This window comes from Croceibacter atlanticus HTCC2559, from assembly GCF_000196315.1.
GTDB lineage: Bacteria > Bacteroidota > Bacteroidia > Flavobacteriales > Flavobacteriaceae > Croceibacter > Croceibacter atlanticus.
Map to the genome: position 1 here is coordinate 1,137,882 of NC_014230.1, position 16,036 is coordinate 1,153,917.

9 protein-coding genes are annotated in these 16,036 nt (G+C 35.1%); 4 read left to right on the forward strand and 5 right to left on the reverse strand.

Going from position 1 to position 16,036, the window contains the following annotated elements; translation table 11 throughout:
- Nucleotides 1-54: 54 nt before the first annotated feature.
- The 5 genes from CA2559_RS05075 to CA2559_RS05095 form a co-directional block, all read right to left on the reverse strand.
- Nucleotides 55-2,868 (reverse strand): alpha-amylase family glycosyl hydrolase, encoded by a 2,814-nt coding sequence (locus tag CA2559_RS05075; RefSeq protein ID WP_013186774.1) that lies wholly within the window; start codon nt 2,866-2,868, stop codon nt 55-57.
- 61 nt (nt 2,869-2,929) lie between these two features.
- Nucleotides 2,930-4,393, reverse strand: coding sequence for a SusE domain-containing protein (locus tag CA2559_RS05080; protein ID WP_013186775.1), 1,464 nt, complete (start codon nt 4,391-4,393; stop codon nt 2,930-2,932).
- 5 nt (nt 4,394-4,398) lie between these two features.
- Complete coding sequence (locus tag CA2559_RS05085) at nt 4,399-5,490, reverse strand: SusF/SusE family outer membrane protein (RefSeq protein ID WP_013186776.1); 1,092 nt, start codon at nt 5,488-5,490, stop codon at nt 4,399-4,401.
- 24 nt (nt 5,491-5,514) lie between these two features.
- Nucleotides 5,515-7,122 carry a RagB/SusD family nutrient uptake outer membrane protein gene (locus CA2559_RS05090; protein WP_041240920.1) on the reverse strand — a complete coding sequence of 536 codons (1,608 nt, stop codon included), beginning with the start codon at nt 7,120-7,122 and terminating at the stop codon, nt 5,515-5,517.
- 24 nt (nt 7,123-7,146) lie between these two features.
- Entirely contained in the window at nt 7,147-10,086 is a 2,940-nt protein-coding gene (locus CA2559_RS05095; protein WP_013186778.1) for a SusC/RagA family TonB-linked outer membrane protein, read from the reverse strand.
- Between the two features lie 221 nt (nt 10,087-10,307).
- Between CA2559_RS05095 and CA2559_RS05100 the strand changes: the two genes are divergently transcribed.
- From CA2559_RS05100 to CA2559_RS05115, 4 genes are all read left to right on the forward strand, one after another.
- On the forward strand, nt 10,308-11,327 hold the full coding sequence (locus CA2559_RS05100; protein WP_013186779.1) for a LacI family DNA-binding transcriptional regulator: 1,020 nt from the start codon (nt 10,308-10,310) through the stop codon (nt 11,325-11,327).
- Between the two features lie 143 nt (nt 11,328-11,470).
- Nucleotides 11,471-12,994 (forward strand): MFS transporter, encoded by a 1,524-nt coding sequence (locus CA2559_RS05105; RefSeq protein ID WP_013186780.1) that lies wholly within the window; start codon nt 11,471-11,473, stop codon nt 12,992-12,994.
- Nucleotides 12,981-13,664 carry a beta-phosphoglucomutase gene (pgmB, locus tag CA2559_RS05110; protein WP_013186781.1) on the forward strand — a complete coding sequence of 228 codons (684 nt, stop codon included), beginning with the start codon at nt 12,981-12,983 and terminating at the stop codon, nt 13,662-13,664. Before CA2559_RS05105 ends, pgmB begins: the two co-directional genes overlap by 14 nt.
- Before the next feature lie 34 nt (nt 13,665-13,698).
- Nucleotides 13,699-16,005 (forward strand): glycoside hydrolase family 65 protein, encoded by a 2,307-nt coding sequence (locus tag CA2559_RS05115; RefSeq protein WP_013186782.1) that lies wholly within the window; start codon nt 13,699-13,701, stop codon nt 16,003-16,005.
- The last annotated feature ends 31 nt before the right edge of the window (nt 16,006-16,036 follow it).

Here is a 16,036-nt window from a genome sequence, read left to right on the forward strand (position 1 = left end):
GTTCCTACAAATTGTAAGAACGCTTTAAGGCTATTTAAATAAATAGAATTGGGATTATTTTTTAATCTGAAGTTTAGTTACAAAAGAATTTCCTTTTGCAGTTGCCTTAACAATATAAAGCCCTTCAGATAAATTACCTGTTTGGATAGTGTCTTGAGTAGAAATGTTTGACTGCTTAAGAATTAACCTTCCGTTCATGTCATAAACCTCTAAAGTATCTAATGCCTGTGTTACGCTAAATCCTTGTGTTGCAGGATTAGGGTAAACAGAAAGTAAAGAAGGTTGTGACACGTCTTGAGTACTCAAGCTATTAGCTTCATTAGCATACACGTAAAATTGACCTGGTTCTAAACTTATCTCATTAGCTGTGTTTGTTACCTCTATAGTTTCATTAGTTAGCATATTATACCAAGTTCCTGTTTCTTGAAATGTTGGGTTTATACTTTGTGTGGTAATACCGAAGTTTCCTAAAACAGTGACATACCTTATAGAGTTTCCTGTAGCATTAGTATCTTCTAGCTGTATTTTCTTTAAACCATTTGCGTTACCAACATCTAATGTAAAGGTTGTAGTTTTAAAAATTGGCTCTGCTAATTTTAACGCTATTAATTGAGACCATGTGTTATAAAGATCTACTCTATTTTGATCATTTAGAAAGTCCCAACCGTCTGGCTTTTCGTCTAGCTTACATTGGTCATTACCATAAGGTGTAGGCAACGTACCGTTAGAGCACGTAAAAATACTTGTTTCATAACCAAGCTCTCCAAATTGCCATATCATCTTAGGACCTGGAACCGTAAAGAAGAACGCTCCTGCAGCTTCTAAACGGTCTAATGCCGTTGGTAAGTCTGTTGCATCATAACTCGCATTAGAGTTTCCGAAAGCTAAATTTTTATAGTTAAGACGTTCTTCGTCATGACTTTCCATATAACTTACTTGAGTTGGTGCGGTAAAATTGTTATTTATATAAGATACACCACTAATATTATTCTCTGTATTATAACCCATTGTACTTTGGTTATAAGGATTTGTCAATTTATTCCACGTCATAATACCTTTTCCTTCATCTAAGCGATAGTTACCCCATTCTATTTCTTCTTGTCTTGAACCTCCATTTCCTAAATGTTCAAAAATGATAAGAAAATCTTCATCTACATCCCATTGTGCATCTGCATATAGTTTTAAAACATCTACGCGGTCTTGGTTATAGCTGTTTGTACAGCCTTCATCACCTTCGCAATTTTGTGTAAACCCTTTAGTTAAGTCCCAACGCATACCATCTATCTTGTATTCTTCTATCCAATATTGAGCGGTTTGCATTACATATTGTCTTGTAGCATTGCTGCTATGGTCAAAATCATTAAATACATTGTAAGAGTGCTGTGCAACTTGGTTAAAATATGGACTTTCTGCAGTTGCTTGACCACCATAACAACCATTGCAATTGTTATACATTCTGTATAATGGGTTTTGCCCTGTTGCTTGGTTGTAAACTACATCAAGAATAATTGCCATTCCTCTAGCGTGTGCCTCATCTACCAGTTCTTTAAATTTATCTGGTGTTCCATACGCCTTGTCTAGTGCCATATGAAATTGTGGATTGTAACCCCAACTTATGTTTCCATCAAACTCAGAAACTGGCATTAATTCAATGGCGTTTATCCCTAATGTTTCTAGATAATCTAGACGATCTATAACATCCTGAAAGTTTTTATTGTCATCAAAATCTCTTACAAGTAGCTCATAAACTACTAAATCTTCTTTTGCAGGCTTTTCGAAATTGTCAATTTGCCACGTGTATTCTGGTGCTCCAGGAATCACCCAGCTAATTGCATCTTGTGTTTTTTCTGATGGATAATCAGGAATGTTAGGAAACGTGCTTTCTGGAATAAACACATCGTTGTTTGGTGTAAGTACTAGGGTAGAGTAAGGGTCTGCTATCGTAATTTCAGTATCAATTAGATATTGAAACAAAAGATTTTCTCCAGGCGTTTGGTTGTTTAATGTAATCCAATGTTTGTCTTGAGCTTCATCAAAATTTAATAAATAGTCATTGCTTAGTGCCCAATCTGTACCATTAAAATTACCAATAAGATGAACATAGTCCTTGTTAGGTGCATAAAGTACTAATGTAACTGATGTGTTATCTTCTGAAATATTTATACCATCTTTCATTCCTGCAGGTACGGCAGCTAACGTAGGGTTGGGTGTTAATAAAACTTGAAATGTTTCACTAAGTGTTTCATTAGTATCTGGATTTGTTGCAACCAATTCAAAATTTGAATCTTCTGAAATAACTACATCATATGTATATGTAGATAGTCCATTTTGAGTATCTGTACTAGTACCATTAACAAAGAGCTCGTAATTTGCAGTAACACCAGTTTCAGCTTGAATACTTAATGTGTTTCCGGCATCTATAAATGAAACTGCTTCTGTAGGATTGTTAAGGTTTAATCCAAATACACCAACATTAAATATAAAATCTCCTGTTTGGCTAGCTCCATTTTGGCTTTTAGCAAGCACGCCGATTCGATCTATATTGGTAGAATTATAAAACTGCGTAGGGTCTGAAATTACATAAGAATATGTACCATCACCATTGTTTGTAAATTGTGCTTCAGCTGGTGAATTACCAAAACCACCACTACCAGTTACTGGTGAGTTGGTTGCAGCATCACTGTTTGGCTCATAAAACCAAGCCCATAAATACACATCTGAGGTTCCCCATTGTTGTTGTACATCTATACCTGATAATGTGATTGTAATTTCATCTGTTTGGTTAAAAGATGCAGGTGTAATTGTGATGTTTTGTGCTGAAAGCGTCATCACCATTAAAACTGCTAAAAATGTAAAGATTGATTTCATAGAAATGTTTTAAGATAAAAAAGGCTGTGAATTACCACAGCCTTTAAAAATTAGTTTCAGATTATAACAAATTCAAAGAAAACTGATAATTTCTAGGATTACTTAAGTCTAATATAACTTCATAGGTTCCTGCCTCGCTAACAGACATATTGGTAGAGCTGTTAAACTCTAACGTACCGTCTGACGCTAAACCAAAGTTAGTGCCCCAATCGTCATTAGCTCTAAACTTAAATTCACCTACAGATAAATCTAACGTAATAGACCAAGTTCTTGAAGCTCTGTCAAAAGTTAGATCCATATCTTGGCTCCAGCCAGAATCATCTCCAGTTGTAGCAAATCCTATAATACCCCAATCTGTTTTTTGTGCAGAGTAAGTAAGATCTGTAGTATTAGCATTTACTAGGTAGTAGCCTTCTCCATCTGGTGTGGCACAATTACCTTCGCCATCTGCAGTAAGTTGTTGTGTGTAAGCTAAACTTCCTGAAGCATCACCATAATCTACATTTCCCCACGCAAAATTTCCATCTGCATCTGGTGTTACAAATTTGTATTCTGTAGTTAAGTACACAAAGCCTTCATAATCGGTTTCTCCAGTTGCACTAGCTTCTAAATAAGGTACAAACGCCACGTTTTCATTTTCGTCAGGATTCCACTGTCCAAAACTAGGGTCTCCACCATCTTGGTGAGGTCCTGGAACTGCCAATCGAGGTCCGTTTAATGGAACATATGTGGTAACAGATACTGTTTGTAGGTTAGAGGTTCTTTCTAACACACCAGTTTCTGTAGTGATTGTTGCCAATAGTCTAAAATCTAAATCTCCTGTTTCTCCTGCTTCTATACCACTTAAATTAGCAATAGTATTTAATGATTGGTGTGTTAAAGCAAAAGACGTCGTGAAGTTATCGTCATTAGAATTTGCTGTTATTTCTTGAGGTGCTGTAAACTCAGTGCCACCTAAAGTAGCTTGTAATGTATAGTTTACAGAGACTGTTGCGCCTTCTGTATCAAAATCTTCAAATGCAATAGTTGCAGCTGTATCTTCCAATGTAGAGTTATCTAAAACTATGCTTGAGCCTTCCACAGGAGCATTTAATTCTGGATCTGCTTCAACATAAGTTGTTGCTGTATATATTAAAGCTTCTGTGTTTCCTGAAGCACTTTCTCCTCTTAAGTAAAATGTAAACTCCTTAAATGGTTCTGCGCCTATTTCTAAAAGCGTTGTATTTAAGTTAGCAACACTTACAGTAAAGCTACTGGTTTGTGTTGTTCCTAAAGTTACCGTAGATGTAAACTCAGGATCTGCAGAAAGTACAATAGTAAAAGGGCCTTCTTCATCTCCAGTAAAAGTTACTGTAGTTGCTGGGTTTTCTGGGTAAGAAAAGTTAAGGCTTAAGTTAGAGACATCTCCATTATTTGCTGTAAATACAGATTCTTGATCTTGTACCACTAAAGACTCATCATCTTCACAAGCTGTAAACAACATAAAGAATGCTGCTAAAAAACTAAGTTTGTATATAAATTTCATAATGTTTAGTTTGATAAGTTAATAGGAATCATACCGTATTTTCCAGATAGGTCATTAAACCAAATCTCGTAAGCATCTGCTACTGGAATTGGAATTTCTCCTGCATCTGTAGAGGCTTGTCCAGAAAACTCACTAGTGCCACCCCAAAGAGTTCCATCTAAACTAAATTGAATACCACCAGTATTTAAATCTGTTGAAAGAACAGACCAGATATGAGGATCAAAAGTAGATTGTGTCATAGCAACATCTTCTGTAGTTGAAGAGCCTGTAATTGTTACTTGTGTGTAATCTGTTGCGCTAGTTTCATCAAAAGGATCTATGCTAAATGTACGTTCTGCAAGATCTATTGTAAATGAGTAATACCCTTCTGAAGGGACACTAAAAACGCCTGGATCATCTCCAGAACCATCATTTACATTTACTTCAGAACCACCGTTTGTTCCCCATTGTGGTTGCCATTGTCCTCTTACTTCAAGAAGTTTAAATGCCATATCTCCACTTAAGAAACGACCTGTATAGGTGTATAGGTTATCGTTTTGAGAATCTCTGTAAAGTAGTGGATTTTCGTTGTTGTTATTCCAATCTGCTTCTGTTGCGTTACCAACTAAATACAAATCTTTAAAAGGATAGGTAAAGAATGGATAGATTTCGAAAACAACAGTGTTTGATGTTGCTGCTAAGCTATTTGTAGTTCCTATTGAAGAATTAACTCTCACATAAACATCTGACCAGTTAAAAGGAGCTAACCCTATTTGGCTTGCTTTTTTATTTAAGTCGTTAACAGTTAGCGTGATTGCATTTGGCCTTCCTTTAGTTACAGTACCTAATGATAAGGCATCTGTGAACTCTGCATTTGTAGCCATTTGTACGTCATACTTAATCTCTGTAGGTACGTTATAATCTGCTTCTTCCCAAGATATGGTAACTGCAGGATTGTCTACATTGCTAGCATCTAATAAGATGCTCGTAATGTCAAGTTCTAAAGCCACTGGCTGTGCAGTAAGCTCTGCTTGAAAATCTGTTGAATCGTCTTCACTACAGGCACTAACTAAAAGGCCTAGTAGGAAAAGCGACGCAATTTTAAGGTTCTTTATCATAATTATTGTTTTAATTGTATTGAATTAATAACCTGGATTCTGTATTAAGTTCGGGTTTGTTGCTATACTCGAACTAGGAATTGGGTAAAGTGTTCTTGTAGCTTCGATAGATGCTCCATCTGGGCTGTCTCCTTTGTACTCCCAAACGTACTGGTTGCCTGTAAATAAGCCAAAACGAATAAGGTCTTGTCTTCTGTGGCCTTCCCAATGTAATTCTCTTGCGCGTTCGTCAATAATAAAATCTAGTGTTAATTGGCTATTTGTAATGTTACCTTGCGTACTACCAAAAGCACGCTCTCTTAATTCATTAATATAACCAACAGCTAGATCTAAGCTTCCGCCGCCACCTCTTAAGTGAGCTTCGGCGTACATTAAATAAACATCTGCAAATCTAAAAATAGGGAAATCAGCATCTGAGAATGTTAGGTCAGATCCTTGTTCTCCTGTTGATGTTCTGTTAGAGTATTTTGTAAGAATATAACCATTATTTCCTTCAGAAACTGGCTGTACGCTTATTGGTCTGCCGCTAGTAATTAATGAATTTCTTTGGTCATTGTTGTAAAGACCGTCTTCAAATAGTTGAGAAAACTCTCTACGTAGTCTAAACAAACCTCCAAATCCTCCAGCACTAACACCTAAAGACTCTCCATTTTGCTCCATTTTACCAACTTGACCTTGTACTAAAATTGTAGTACCACCAAAGTTTTGAGCAAATAAACCATCGTTTACTGATGGTAACATAATCTCATTCTGCGCACCATTTGTATTGTTATCTGCCAAGAAATTATCTAAATAGTTTGGAGTAAGTGTATAACCACTACCAATAAGCTCTTCACAAATATTTAAACAGTCTGTATAACGATTAGTTCCTGTATACACTTCTGCATTAAGGTAAAGTTTAGCTAAAATCATCTTAGCAACACCTTGGTCTGCACGACCATATTCATTTTGTAATGCTGGTGCTAAGTCTGTTTGTGCTTCTAGCAGCTCCGTTTCAATAAAGTTAAATAACTCTTCGCCTACAATTTCTTGTGGAGGTGTAGCAGAACCAATAACATCATTCTCTGTAACAAAAGCAGCTTTTCCAAACATATCTAATAAATGGTAATATGATAATGCTCGTAATACTCTAGCTTCTGCTCTAAATTGAGTGATGTCTTGTCTTAAGTCATCAGAAACACCTCTTGAGTCTAATAGCTCGTCTGTGGTTTGTCTTAAGAATTCATTTGCTAATGTAACTGAAAAAGACGCTCTTGCAAATACTCCTAATATTAAAGGGTTTTCTGCATCCCAAGTACCACGTTGTATACCTCTAATTCCTGGATCATTTTCGAATGTGAAAATAGATTCGTCTGTTGAAAGGTTTTGTAAGTTATATAACCCTCTAATGTATTGTCCAGTACCAGCATCTAAGCCTCCAATATTTGAGCTGCCTGCGCCGCTTAAGCCAGAAAGCGAAAGGTTAGCATAAACACCAGCTAATAAACTAGTATAGCTGTTAGAGTCTGCAAAAAACTCGTCTTCCAAAAGCAATTCTGGATCGTTAGGTGTTACATCTAGGTCTCCTTCACAAGACGTGGTCAATGTGAAGACTGCTAATAACAGTAATAGTATATTGATTTGAATTTTCATTATATCTTTAATTTATAGATGTTATTAAAATTTGTAATTAGCTCCAAATTGGTACACTCTAGCTCTAGGGAAAATGGTGTTATCTACACCAGATGCACCTACTTCTGGATCTAAGCCACTATAGTCTGTAATAACAAATGCATTTTGTACACCTGTCCAGATTCTTAAACTATCTCCCCATTTAGTATCATCTAATTGGATAGTGTATCCTAAAGTAGCATTATCCATTCTTAAGAATGATGCATCTTCAAGATAAATGTCTGATCTTATAATTTCGTCTGTACTTTGAGTAAAGTTAGTTTCTAATACAGATGTAGGTATGTTAGCTAAGAAACCGTTACTGTTTAAATTGTTATAGTATGCATTGTTAGAGCTTACATTGTTATAAACGTAATTTCCTAAGCTAGCTCTTAAAAATACAGAAAGGTCAAACCCTTTATAGTTTACTGTAGAAGAAAACCCTAATAACACGTCTGGATCTGGATTTTTAGAAATAAATCGGTCATTGTTGTCTATTAATCCATCACCATTAAGATCTACGAATGCACCTTCAATAGGGTTTCCGCTTGCATCATAAACTTGCTTATAAACATAAAAAGAACCTGGAGCAAAGCCTTCTCTCTGTAAACCAATATTACCACCAGTACCACCAGCAATTCCTGTAGTTTCAATATCTAAACCAAAAGCAAGATCTTCAATTTCTCTATCTAAGAAAGCAGCATTAAAGTTCACGTTCCAGTTTAAGTCTTCTTGCTGAATGATATCAGAATTTATAGTAAACTCTAAACCTTTAGAGCTAAAACTACCAATATTTAAAAAGCCTTGGTTACTAAAGTTAGAACCATCTGCAATTGGTACAAAAGATAATAAGTCTTCTGAAATATTTTTATAAACTTCAACAGAACCAGAAATGCGATTATTAAAGAAACCGTAATCTAAACCAATGTTAGTTTGTTTAGTCTCTTCCCACTTAAGCAACTCATTTCTAAATTGTGGCTGTGCAATAGGAATAGAGCCGTCTCCAAATTGATATTGAGAGTTAGGTTCTCCTAAAGCAAAACGACTTGTAAACAATAAAGACTGACCAATATTTTGTTGCCCAGTTACACCATAACTTGCTCTTAATTTTAAGAAGTTAAACTTTTCAGACTCTGCAAAGAAATCGTCACTAATTGTCCAACCTGCAGAAACACTTGGGAATGTACCAAAACGCTCATCTGGGCTAAATCTAGATGTACCATCTCTTGTTACAGATGCAGATAAGAAGTACTTATCTTTATAAGACACCTCACCTTTACCTATGTAGGTTAATAAAACTACTTCTGGGTCTATATTAGTAGTAGGAACTATAAGGGTGTTTGGGTCATTTTGTTCTCCAGTAGAAAAACTTTGTGATTCAAATTTTTGGTAGTTATATACACCTTGTACCCCTAAAGTAAAGTCGTTTATAGTTTTGTCGTAACGTAATTGAAAGTTAAACTGCTGGTTAGTTCTTTCGTTTTCATAAGCACTGCTGTTTCCTAGTAAAACAGTTTCACCTTCGTCGTTTACTATTCTTACACCCAAGGCACTTTCTTCAGGTCTCATAAAAGTACCTTTACCAGTACTCTTATCATATCCTAAGTTTAATAATGCACTAAATTCTGGAGCAAAGTGAAACTTATAATCTAAAACAACATTACCAAAATAACGTGTTACTTCACTAACATTTCTAGTTTGCATAAGCTCTGCTACTGGGTTCCTAGCAACATTGGCTAATGGATCTCCATTTGCATCAGTAAATTCAAAGAAACCACCATAAGCAGACCCTTCTTGGTAAATAGGTTGTGTTGGGTCAAAACGCAAAGCACCACCTTCAACACCAGGACTAAACCTGTTATCCTCTAGAGTAAGGTTAGCATTAAGGCTTACTTTTAAGTGGTCATCAAATAAACTAGGGTTAACACGTAAAGAGTAGGCATTACTTTGAAACTCCGATGTTTTTCTTAATCCAGGTCTATCTGTAAAACGCGCAGAAAACCTTACTGGTAATGTGTTTTTAAACAAAGAACCATTTAAAGACAGGTTACTATCAAAAGTTACTTGATTTTCATAAATCTCATCTTGCCAATCTGTATTTGCATCACCTAACAATCCTACATCTTGAGGACGTTGCTCGGCTACCAGTGCTCTAAACTCATCTGCAGAAAAAACATCTATAGTTTTAGCAAGTGTGTTATAACCTACTTGTGTATTAAACTCTGCCTTAAACTTCTTACCACCTTTTTTAGTTGTGATAATAATTACACCATTTGAGGCTCTACTACCATACACTGCTGTAGATGCAGCATCTTTAAGAACAGTAAAAGACTCAATGTCTGAAGGGTTTATAGTAGATAATATAGATCTTGCACCGCCTACGGCATCATTATCTATAGGTAAACCATCTATAACTATCAGAGGTTGGTTAGAGGCACTTAGAGAAGCGCCACCACGAATTCTTATGTCTGATCCTGAACCTGGTGCACCACTAGTATTAATAGATAAACCAGCAACACGACCGCTTAATAAGTTTTCTGGAGTCGCAATGTTACCTTGATTAAAATCTTTTTCTGTAACCGCAGTTAATGCACCTGTGGAGCTTTTCATGGTTGTAGTACCATATCCCACAATAATTACTTCATTTAATTTTGCGGCATCTTCCTTCATTACAAATGATAGGTTAGATTGGCCAGTATAGGTAATTTCTTGTTTTTGAAACCCAACATAGGTTACTACAACAACATCACCAGAATTTAGAGAAATTGAGAAATTTCCATCAAAATCGGTGGAGGTTCCATTTGCGGTACCCTTAATTAAAATATTTGCTCCAGGTATTGGTAATCCAGAGGCAGCTTCAGTTACTGTTCCTGTCACAATATCCTGCGCAAATAAAGAGAGCGGAAATAGCACAAACAGCCATAAACATTTAGTAAGTAATTTCATATAAAATAGTAATGAGTTAGTAAATGATTGTACTTAATAGATTCACTTTTCGTTGTTAAAAATATATAAATCATTAAGTAAACTTTAAGAAATAAAAAATTATCCTCAGCGAAAACGTTTTCGTGTTGACAACTTTCTATTTATGACAATATTTCATTAACATCCGTTTGAGATAAAAGGTTAATAATTATGCATTACCTTTATTGCGAATACAATATCCCATGAATAAAAAAGTCACATTAAAGTCAATTGCCAAGGAGTTAGATGTATCAATTTCAACAGTTTCAAAAGCGTTAAAAGACAGTCCAGAAATTAGTAAGGATACAAAGCAGAAAATTAAAGCATTTGCAAAATTTTATAATTACAAACCAAATAATATTGCTCTAAGTTTAAAGAACAGAAAAACTAAAACTTTGGGCATTATCATTCCAGAAATAGTACACCATTTTTTTACTACCGTAATTAAAGGTATAGAGCAAGTTGCTAATGATGAAGGCTATAATGTGATTGTATGTCTTTCTAATAACTCATTTGATAAGGAAGTTATAAACATGGAGATACTTGCTAATGGCAGTACAGATGGTTTTATAATGTCTGTCGCTAAAGAAACACAACAAAAGAAAGATTATCATCATTTGGTTGAAACCATAAACCAAGGTATGCCAGTTGTTATGTTTGATAGGATGATTCCAGAAATTAACTGCGATAAAGTTATTATAGATGATAAGAAAGGCGCACGGCAAGCGGTTCAGTTTCTAATTGATAAAGGAGCAAAAAAGGTTGCGCTATTAACTACAGTAGATTATGTGAGCGTAGGAAAATTAAGAACTACAGGATATTTAGAATGCTTAGAAAGTAATGATTTACCTATTGATGAATCCTTAATTCTCAAAATAGAAGATATGGACCATTATGCTGAAAAAATCGAAGAATTTTTGAAGCAAACCTCTTGTGATAGCATTTTTGCAGTTAATGAACATTTTGCTGTAGAGGCTATTAGAGCCTTAAGGACACAAGGAAAGTCTGTACCAGAAGATGTCTCTGTAATTGCATTTACAGATGGCGAATTGTCTAAACATTTCATACCAAGTCTTACTACAATTAATCAAAAAGGCTTAGAAATGGGTGCAACTGCAGCAAAACTACTTATTGATAAGCTTGAGCGTCCAGAAGATGAAAAAGAGCTCTACCAAACCGTTATACTCGAAACATCACTTATTGAAAGAGAATCTACAAAATAAGATAACATTGCTTTTTTAGACATTTCTAAAAATTAGTTTATATTTGACCCGATTATCAAACTTAATGATTCACTTTTCGCTGTTAAGTCTTGATAATTATTCTTTGTTAAGGCTTATCGTCTTGTTTAATTAATACAAACGATATGCAAAAACCCAAGTTAAGTTTTTGGGAAATCTGGAACATGAGTTTCGGGTTTCTTGGTATTCAGTTTGGTTTTGCTCTGCAAAACGCAAACACCTCAAGAATATTTGAAACCTTAGGTGCTCAAGTAGAAGATATTCCTATACTTTGGATAGCTGCTCCTGTTACAGGATTAGTTGTACAACCTATAATTGGTTATTTTTCAGACAGAACCTGGACAAAATTAGGTAGGCGTCGCCCTTATTTCCTAATTGGCGCAATCTTATCATCTATAGCTTTATTTATGATGCCTAACTCTCCATCATTATGGATTGCGGCAGGTACACTTTGGATTATGGATGCCTCCATAAATATTTCAATGGAGCCTTTTAGAGCTTTTGTAGGAGATAACCTTCCAGATAGACAACGTACTTTAGGCTTTGCTATGCAAAGTTTCTTTATTGGTATAGGTGCTGTTGTCGGATCTTTACTACCATATATTTTCACCAATTGGATTGGTTTAGAAAATACAGCGGCAGAAGGTGTTATACCACCATCTGTAAAGTGGTCTTTTTATGTAGGTGGCGTGGTGTTTTTATTGGCAGTCTTGTGGACCGTTTTTAAATCTAAAGAATATTCTCCTAAAGAATTAGAGGCTTTTGAAGCCGCTTCTAACGCTAAAGCATCTTTACAGCCTAAAATAGAAAACAGAGAGAAAAACATTAAAAACCAGCAAACTATTGGTTTGGTGATGACTGCAATTGGAGCAATTATAAGCTACTATATCTACGCAAATTCACTCACTAAAGAACTATATATCTTGTTTGTCGGTTTAATTGTATTAGGCACCTTATTTATTATAGTAGCTCAACTTAGAAAACAAAACATAAGAAATGGATTTACCATTATTATGACAGATATGTTGAATATGCCCGAAACCATGAAACAATTGGCTTGGGTACAATTCTTTTCTTGGTTTGCATTATTCTCAATGTGGATTTACACCACAGCATCAGTAACTGGACACGTATTTGGTACTACAGATACTACAACTGTATTATATAATGACTCTGCAGATTGGGTTACTGTTATGTTTACAGTTTATAATGGTGTCGCAGCAGCAGTTGCATTTTTACTGCCAGTACTTGCTAAACGTACAAGCAACAAATTTACACATATGCTAGCTTTAGTAATGGGAGGCTTAGGTTTAATATCTATCTACTTTGTAACTACTAAAGTAGGATTATTGTTGGCAATGGTAGGTGTTGGTGTGGCTTGGGCAAGTATATTGTCAATTCCTTACGCGTTGCTTTCTGGCTCATTGCCTTCAGCTAAAATGGGATATTATATGGGTGTATTCAACTTTTTTATAGTAATACCTCAAATAGTAGCTGCTACAATCTTAGGCTTTTTAGTTAAAGAATATTTTAATAGCGAACCAATTTATGCTCTAATCATAGGTGGTTTTGCGATGATCCTTTCTGGACTATTAACATTAAGGGTTAAAACCAATAAAAAATTAAACATTAGTGATGCAACAAACTAAAGGATTCATATTCGATTTAGATGGTGTAATTGTCGATACCGCCAAATACCATTTCTTGGCTTGGCGCAGTTTAGCGAACCAGTTAGGTTTCGACTTTACTGAAAACGATAACGAAAAGCTAAAAGGCATAAGTAGAGTAAAATCGCTTGAGATGATCCTAGAATGGGGAAACATCACTTTGCCTGAAGAAGAGTTTAATAAGCAAATGGCATTAAAAAATGAAGAGTATTTAGCGCATATAAGTGATATGAATGCCTCTGAAATACTGCCAGATGTTGAGAAAACATTAGAGTACTTAAAAAATAAACAACAAAAAATAGCCTTAGGGTCTGCAAGTAAAAACGCATCTCCAATTCTAGAACGCGTTGGTTTGTTAGATACATTTAAGGTTATAGTAGATGGTAATGCAGTTACTAAAGGTAAGCCTAATCCAGAAGTCTTTTTAAAAGGAGCAAAAGGTTTAGACTTAAACCCAGAAGCATGTATAGTTTTTGAAGATTCAATCTCAGGCATACAAGCTGCAAACAAAGCTAACATGATTAGTATTGGTATAGGAGACTCAAAGGTGCTTCACGAAGCAGATTATGTATTCAAAGATTTCACAGAGATTTCTGAAGCATTTATAAATAAATTAATTGAAAATGAAAACGCAACTCTAAAACAAAACTAAGAGTAGTGTTTATGACTATTGAAAATTTAAAGCAATGAATCAAGAATATATCACAGCCAACGCTTGGTCAATTATAGAAGATGATTTTGACAAAGGCCGCGTAAAATCCTCAGAGAGCCTTTTTAGTTTAGGAAACGGTGCTATGGGACAACGTGCTAATTTTGAGGAAACTTATACAGGAGACACCTTTCAAGGTAGTTATATTGCTGGTGTTTATTATCCAGATAAAACACGTGTAGGTTGGTGGAAAAACGGATATCCAGAATATTTTGCCAAAGTACTAAATGCTCCAAACTGGATTGGGATCAATGTTACAGTTAATGGTGTTGCTTTAGATTTAAATACCTGTAAAAGCATTACTAATTATAAGCGTGAACTTAATATGAAAGAAGGTTGGTATGAGCGTTCTTTTACTGCAATCTTGCCAAATGATGTTGAGGTAAACGTAAGTGCAAAACGCTTCTTGTCGCTAACACATGATGAGCTTGGAGTTATTAACTATAAGGTAACTCCAGTTAATACAAAGGCCGTTATTGAATTTTCGCCCTATATAGATGCAGGTATTACTAATGAAGATACTAATTGGGATGATAAATTTTGGGATATACTATCTGTTACAGAAGCAGACCAACAAGGATTCATTAGCTCTAAAACTATGAAAACAGAATTCCATGTAGGAACTTACATGCAATCTCTAGTCTTTGTCGATGGTCAAAAGCAGAATTTAAAACCATCTGTCACCCAATCAGATTCAGAATTATATTATAAATACACATTAAATGTAAATAAAGGCGAAGAAGCTAGTATTCAAAAATTTGCGGGATATGTGACAGATATGAATCACAAAACATCTCAATTAATTGATGCAGCAAAGACAGTTCTTAAGGAAAGCATCAATTTAGGATATGAAACGTTGTTAAAACAGCAAAAAGATGCTTGGGCTTCAATTTGGGATATGGCAGACATTACTATTGATGGTGATGTAAAAGCACAACAAGGTATAAGATTCAATATCTTTCAGCTTAACCAAACCTATTTAGGAAAAGATGAACGTTTAAACATTGGGCCTAAAGGTTTTACAGGTGAAAAATATGGTGGTAGCACATATTGGGATACAGAAGCGTATTGCATACCATTTTATATGGCAACCAAAGACCAAAATGTAGCAAGAAGCTTATTGGCTTACCGTTACAATCACCTAGATAAAGCTATTGAAAATGCTGAGAAATTAGGCTTTACTAACGGTGCAGCATTATACCCAATGGTTACTATGAATGGTGAGGAAAGCCATAACGAATGGGAAATAACCTTCGAAGAAATACATAGAAATGGTGCTATGGTTTATGCCATTTACAATTATGTAAGATACACAGGAGACTTTAGCTATATTCCAGAAATGGGACTAGAAGTTATGATAGCAATATCAAGATTCTGGTATCAGCGCTTTAACTATAGCCAAGAGAAAAACAAATACGTAATGTTAGGCGTAACTGGTCCTAATGAGTACGAAAACAATGTAAATAATAATTGGTATACCAACTACTTTGCAAAATGGTGTATAGAGTACACTATGTTATGCTTAGATAAGGTTAAGGATGGATATAGTGACGATTATAATCGCATTGTAGGTCATACTAAACTTAATGACTCGGAGCTAGACAAATGGCAAGAATTGGTAAACAATGTGTATTTACCTTATTCAGGTAAGTATGATGTGTATTTGCAGCAAGATAATTTCTTAGATAAAGAGTTAATACCGGTTTCAGAGCTTGATAAAACACAACGGCCAATTAATCAAAAATGGAGTTGGGATCGTATTTTAAGATCGTGTTACATTAAGCAAGCAGATGTGTTACAAGGGTTTTATTTCTTCGAAGATCATTTTACAGAAGAAGAATTAGAGCGTCATTTTGACTTTTATGAACCACTTACAGTCCATGAATCCTCATTATCACCTTGCGTGCATAGTATACAAGCAGCAAAATTGAATAGAATGGACCAAGCATATACATTTTATTTAAGAACATCTCGTTTAGATTTAGATGACTATAATAAGGAAGTAGAAGAAGGTTGCCATATTACAAGTATGGCAGGAACGTGGATGAGTATTGTTGAAGGATTTGGTGGTATGCGTGTTGTAAACGATACGCTATCTTTTGAACCAAGGATCCCAAAAGAATGGGATGCATATTCCTTTAAAGTTAATTTCAGAAACCAAGTGGTTAAGGTAAATGTGTCTCAAAAAGGAAGCACGTTTGAGGTAGAAGGCAACTCAACCTTAAGCATTATCTTAAATGGAGAAGCGTTAAAAATTTCACCATCACAACCTGTAAAGGCATAATTTAAAACACATTATATGAATCGGTTAATAA

Bases quoted from the DNA above. Each gene is read 5' to 3' on its own strand.
- CA2559_RS05075 (WP_013186774.1), bottom strand. From the start codon at position 2,868: ATGAAATCAATCTTTACATTTTTAGCAGTTTTAATGGTGATGACGCTT.
- CA2559_RS05080 (WP_013186775.1), bottom strand. From the start codon at position 4,393: ATGAAATTTATATACAAACTTAGTTTTTTAGCAGCATTCTTTATGTTG.
- CA2559_RS05085 (WP_013186776.1), bottom strand. From the start codon at position 5,490: ATGATAAAGAACCTTAAAATTGCGTCGCTTTTCCTACTAGGCCTTTTA.
- CA2559_RS05090 (WP_041240920.1), bottom strand. From the start codon at position 7,122: ATGAAAATTCAAATCAATATACTATTACTGTTATTAGCAGTCTTCACA.
- CA2559_RS05095 (WP_013186778.1), bottom strand. From the start codon at position 10,086: ATGAAATTACTTACTAAATGTTTATGGCTGTTTGTGCTATTTCCGCTC.
- CA2559_RS05100 (WP_013186779.1), top strand. From the start codon at position 10,308: ATGAATAAAAAAGTCACATTAAAGTCAATTGCCAAGGAGTTAGATGTA.
- CA2559_RS05105 (WP_013186780.1), top strand. From the start codon at position 11,471: ATGCAAAAACCCAAGTTAAGTTTTTGGGAAATCTGGAACATGAGTTTC.
- pgmB (WP_013186781.1), top strand. From the start codon at position 12,981: ATGCAACAAACTAAAGGATTCATATTCGATTTAGATGGTGTAATTGTC.
- CA2559_RS05115 (WP_013186782.1), top strand. From the start codon at position 13,699: ATGAATCAAGAATATATCACAGCCAACGCTTGGTCAATTATAGAAGAT.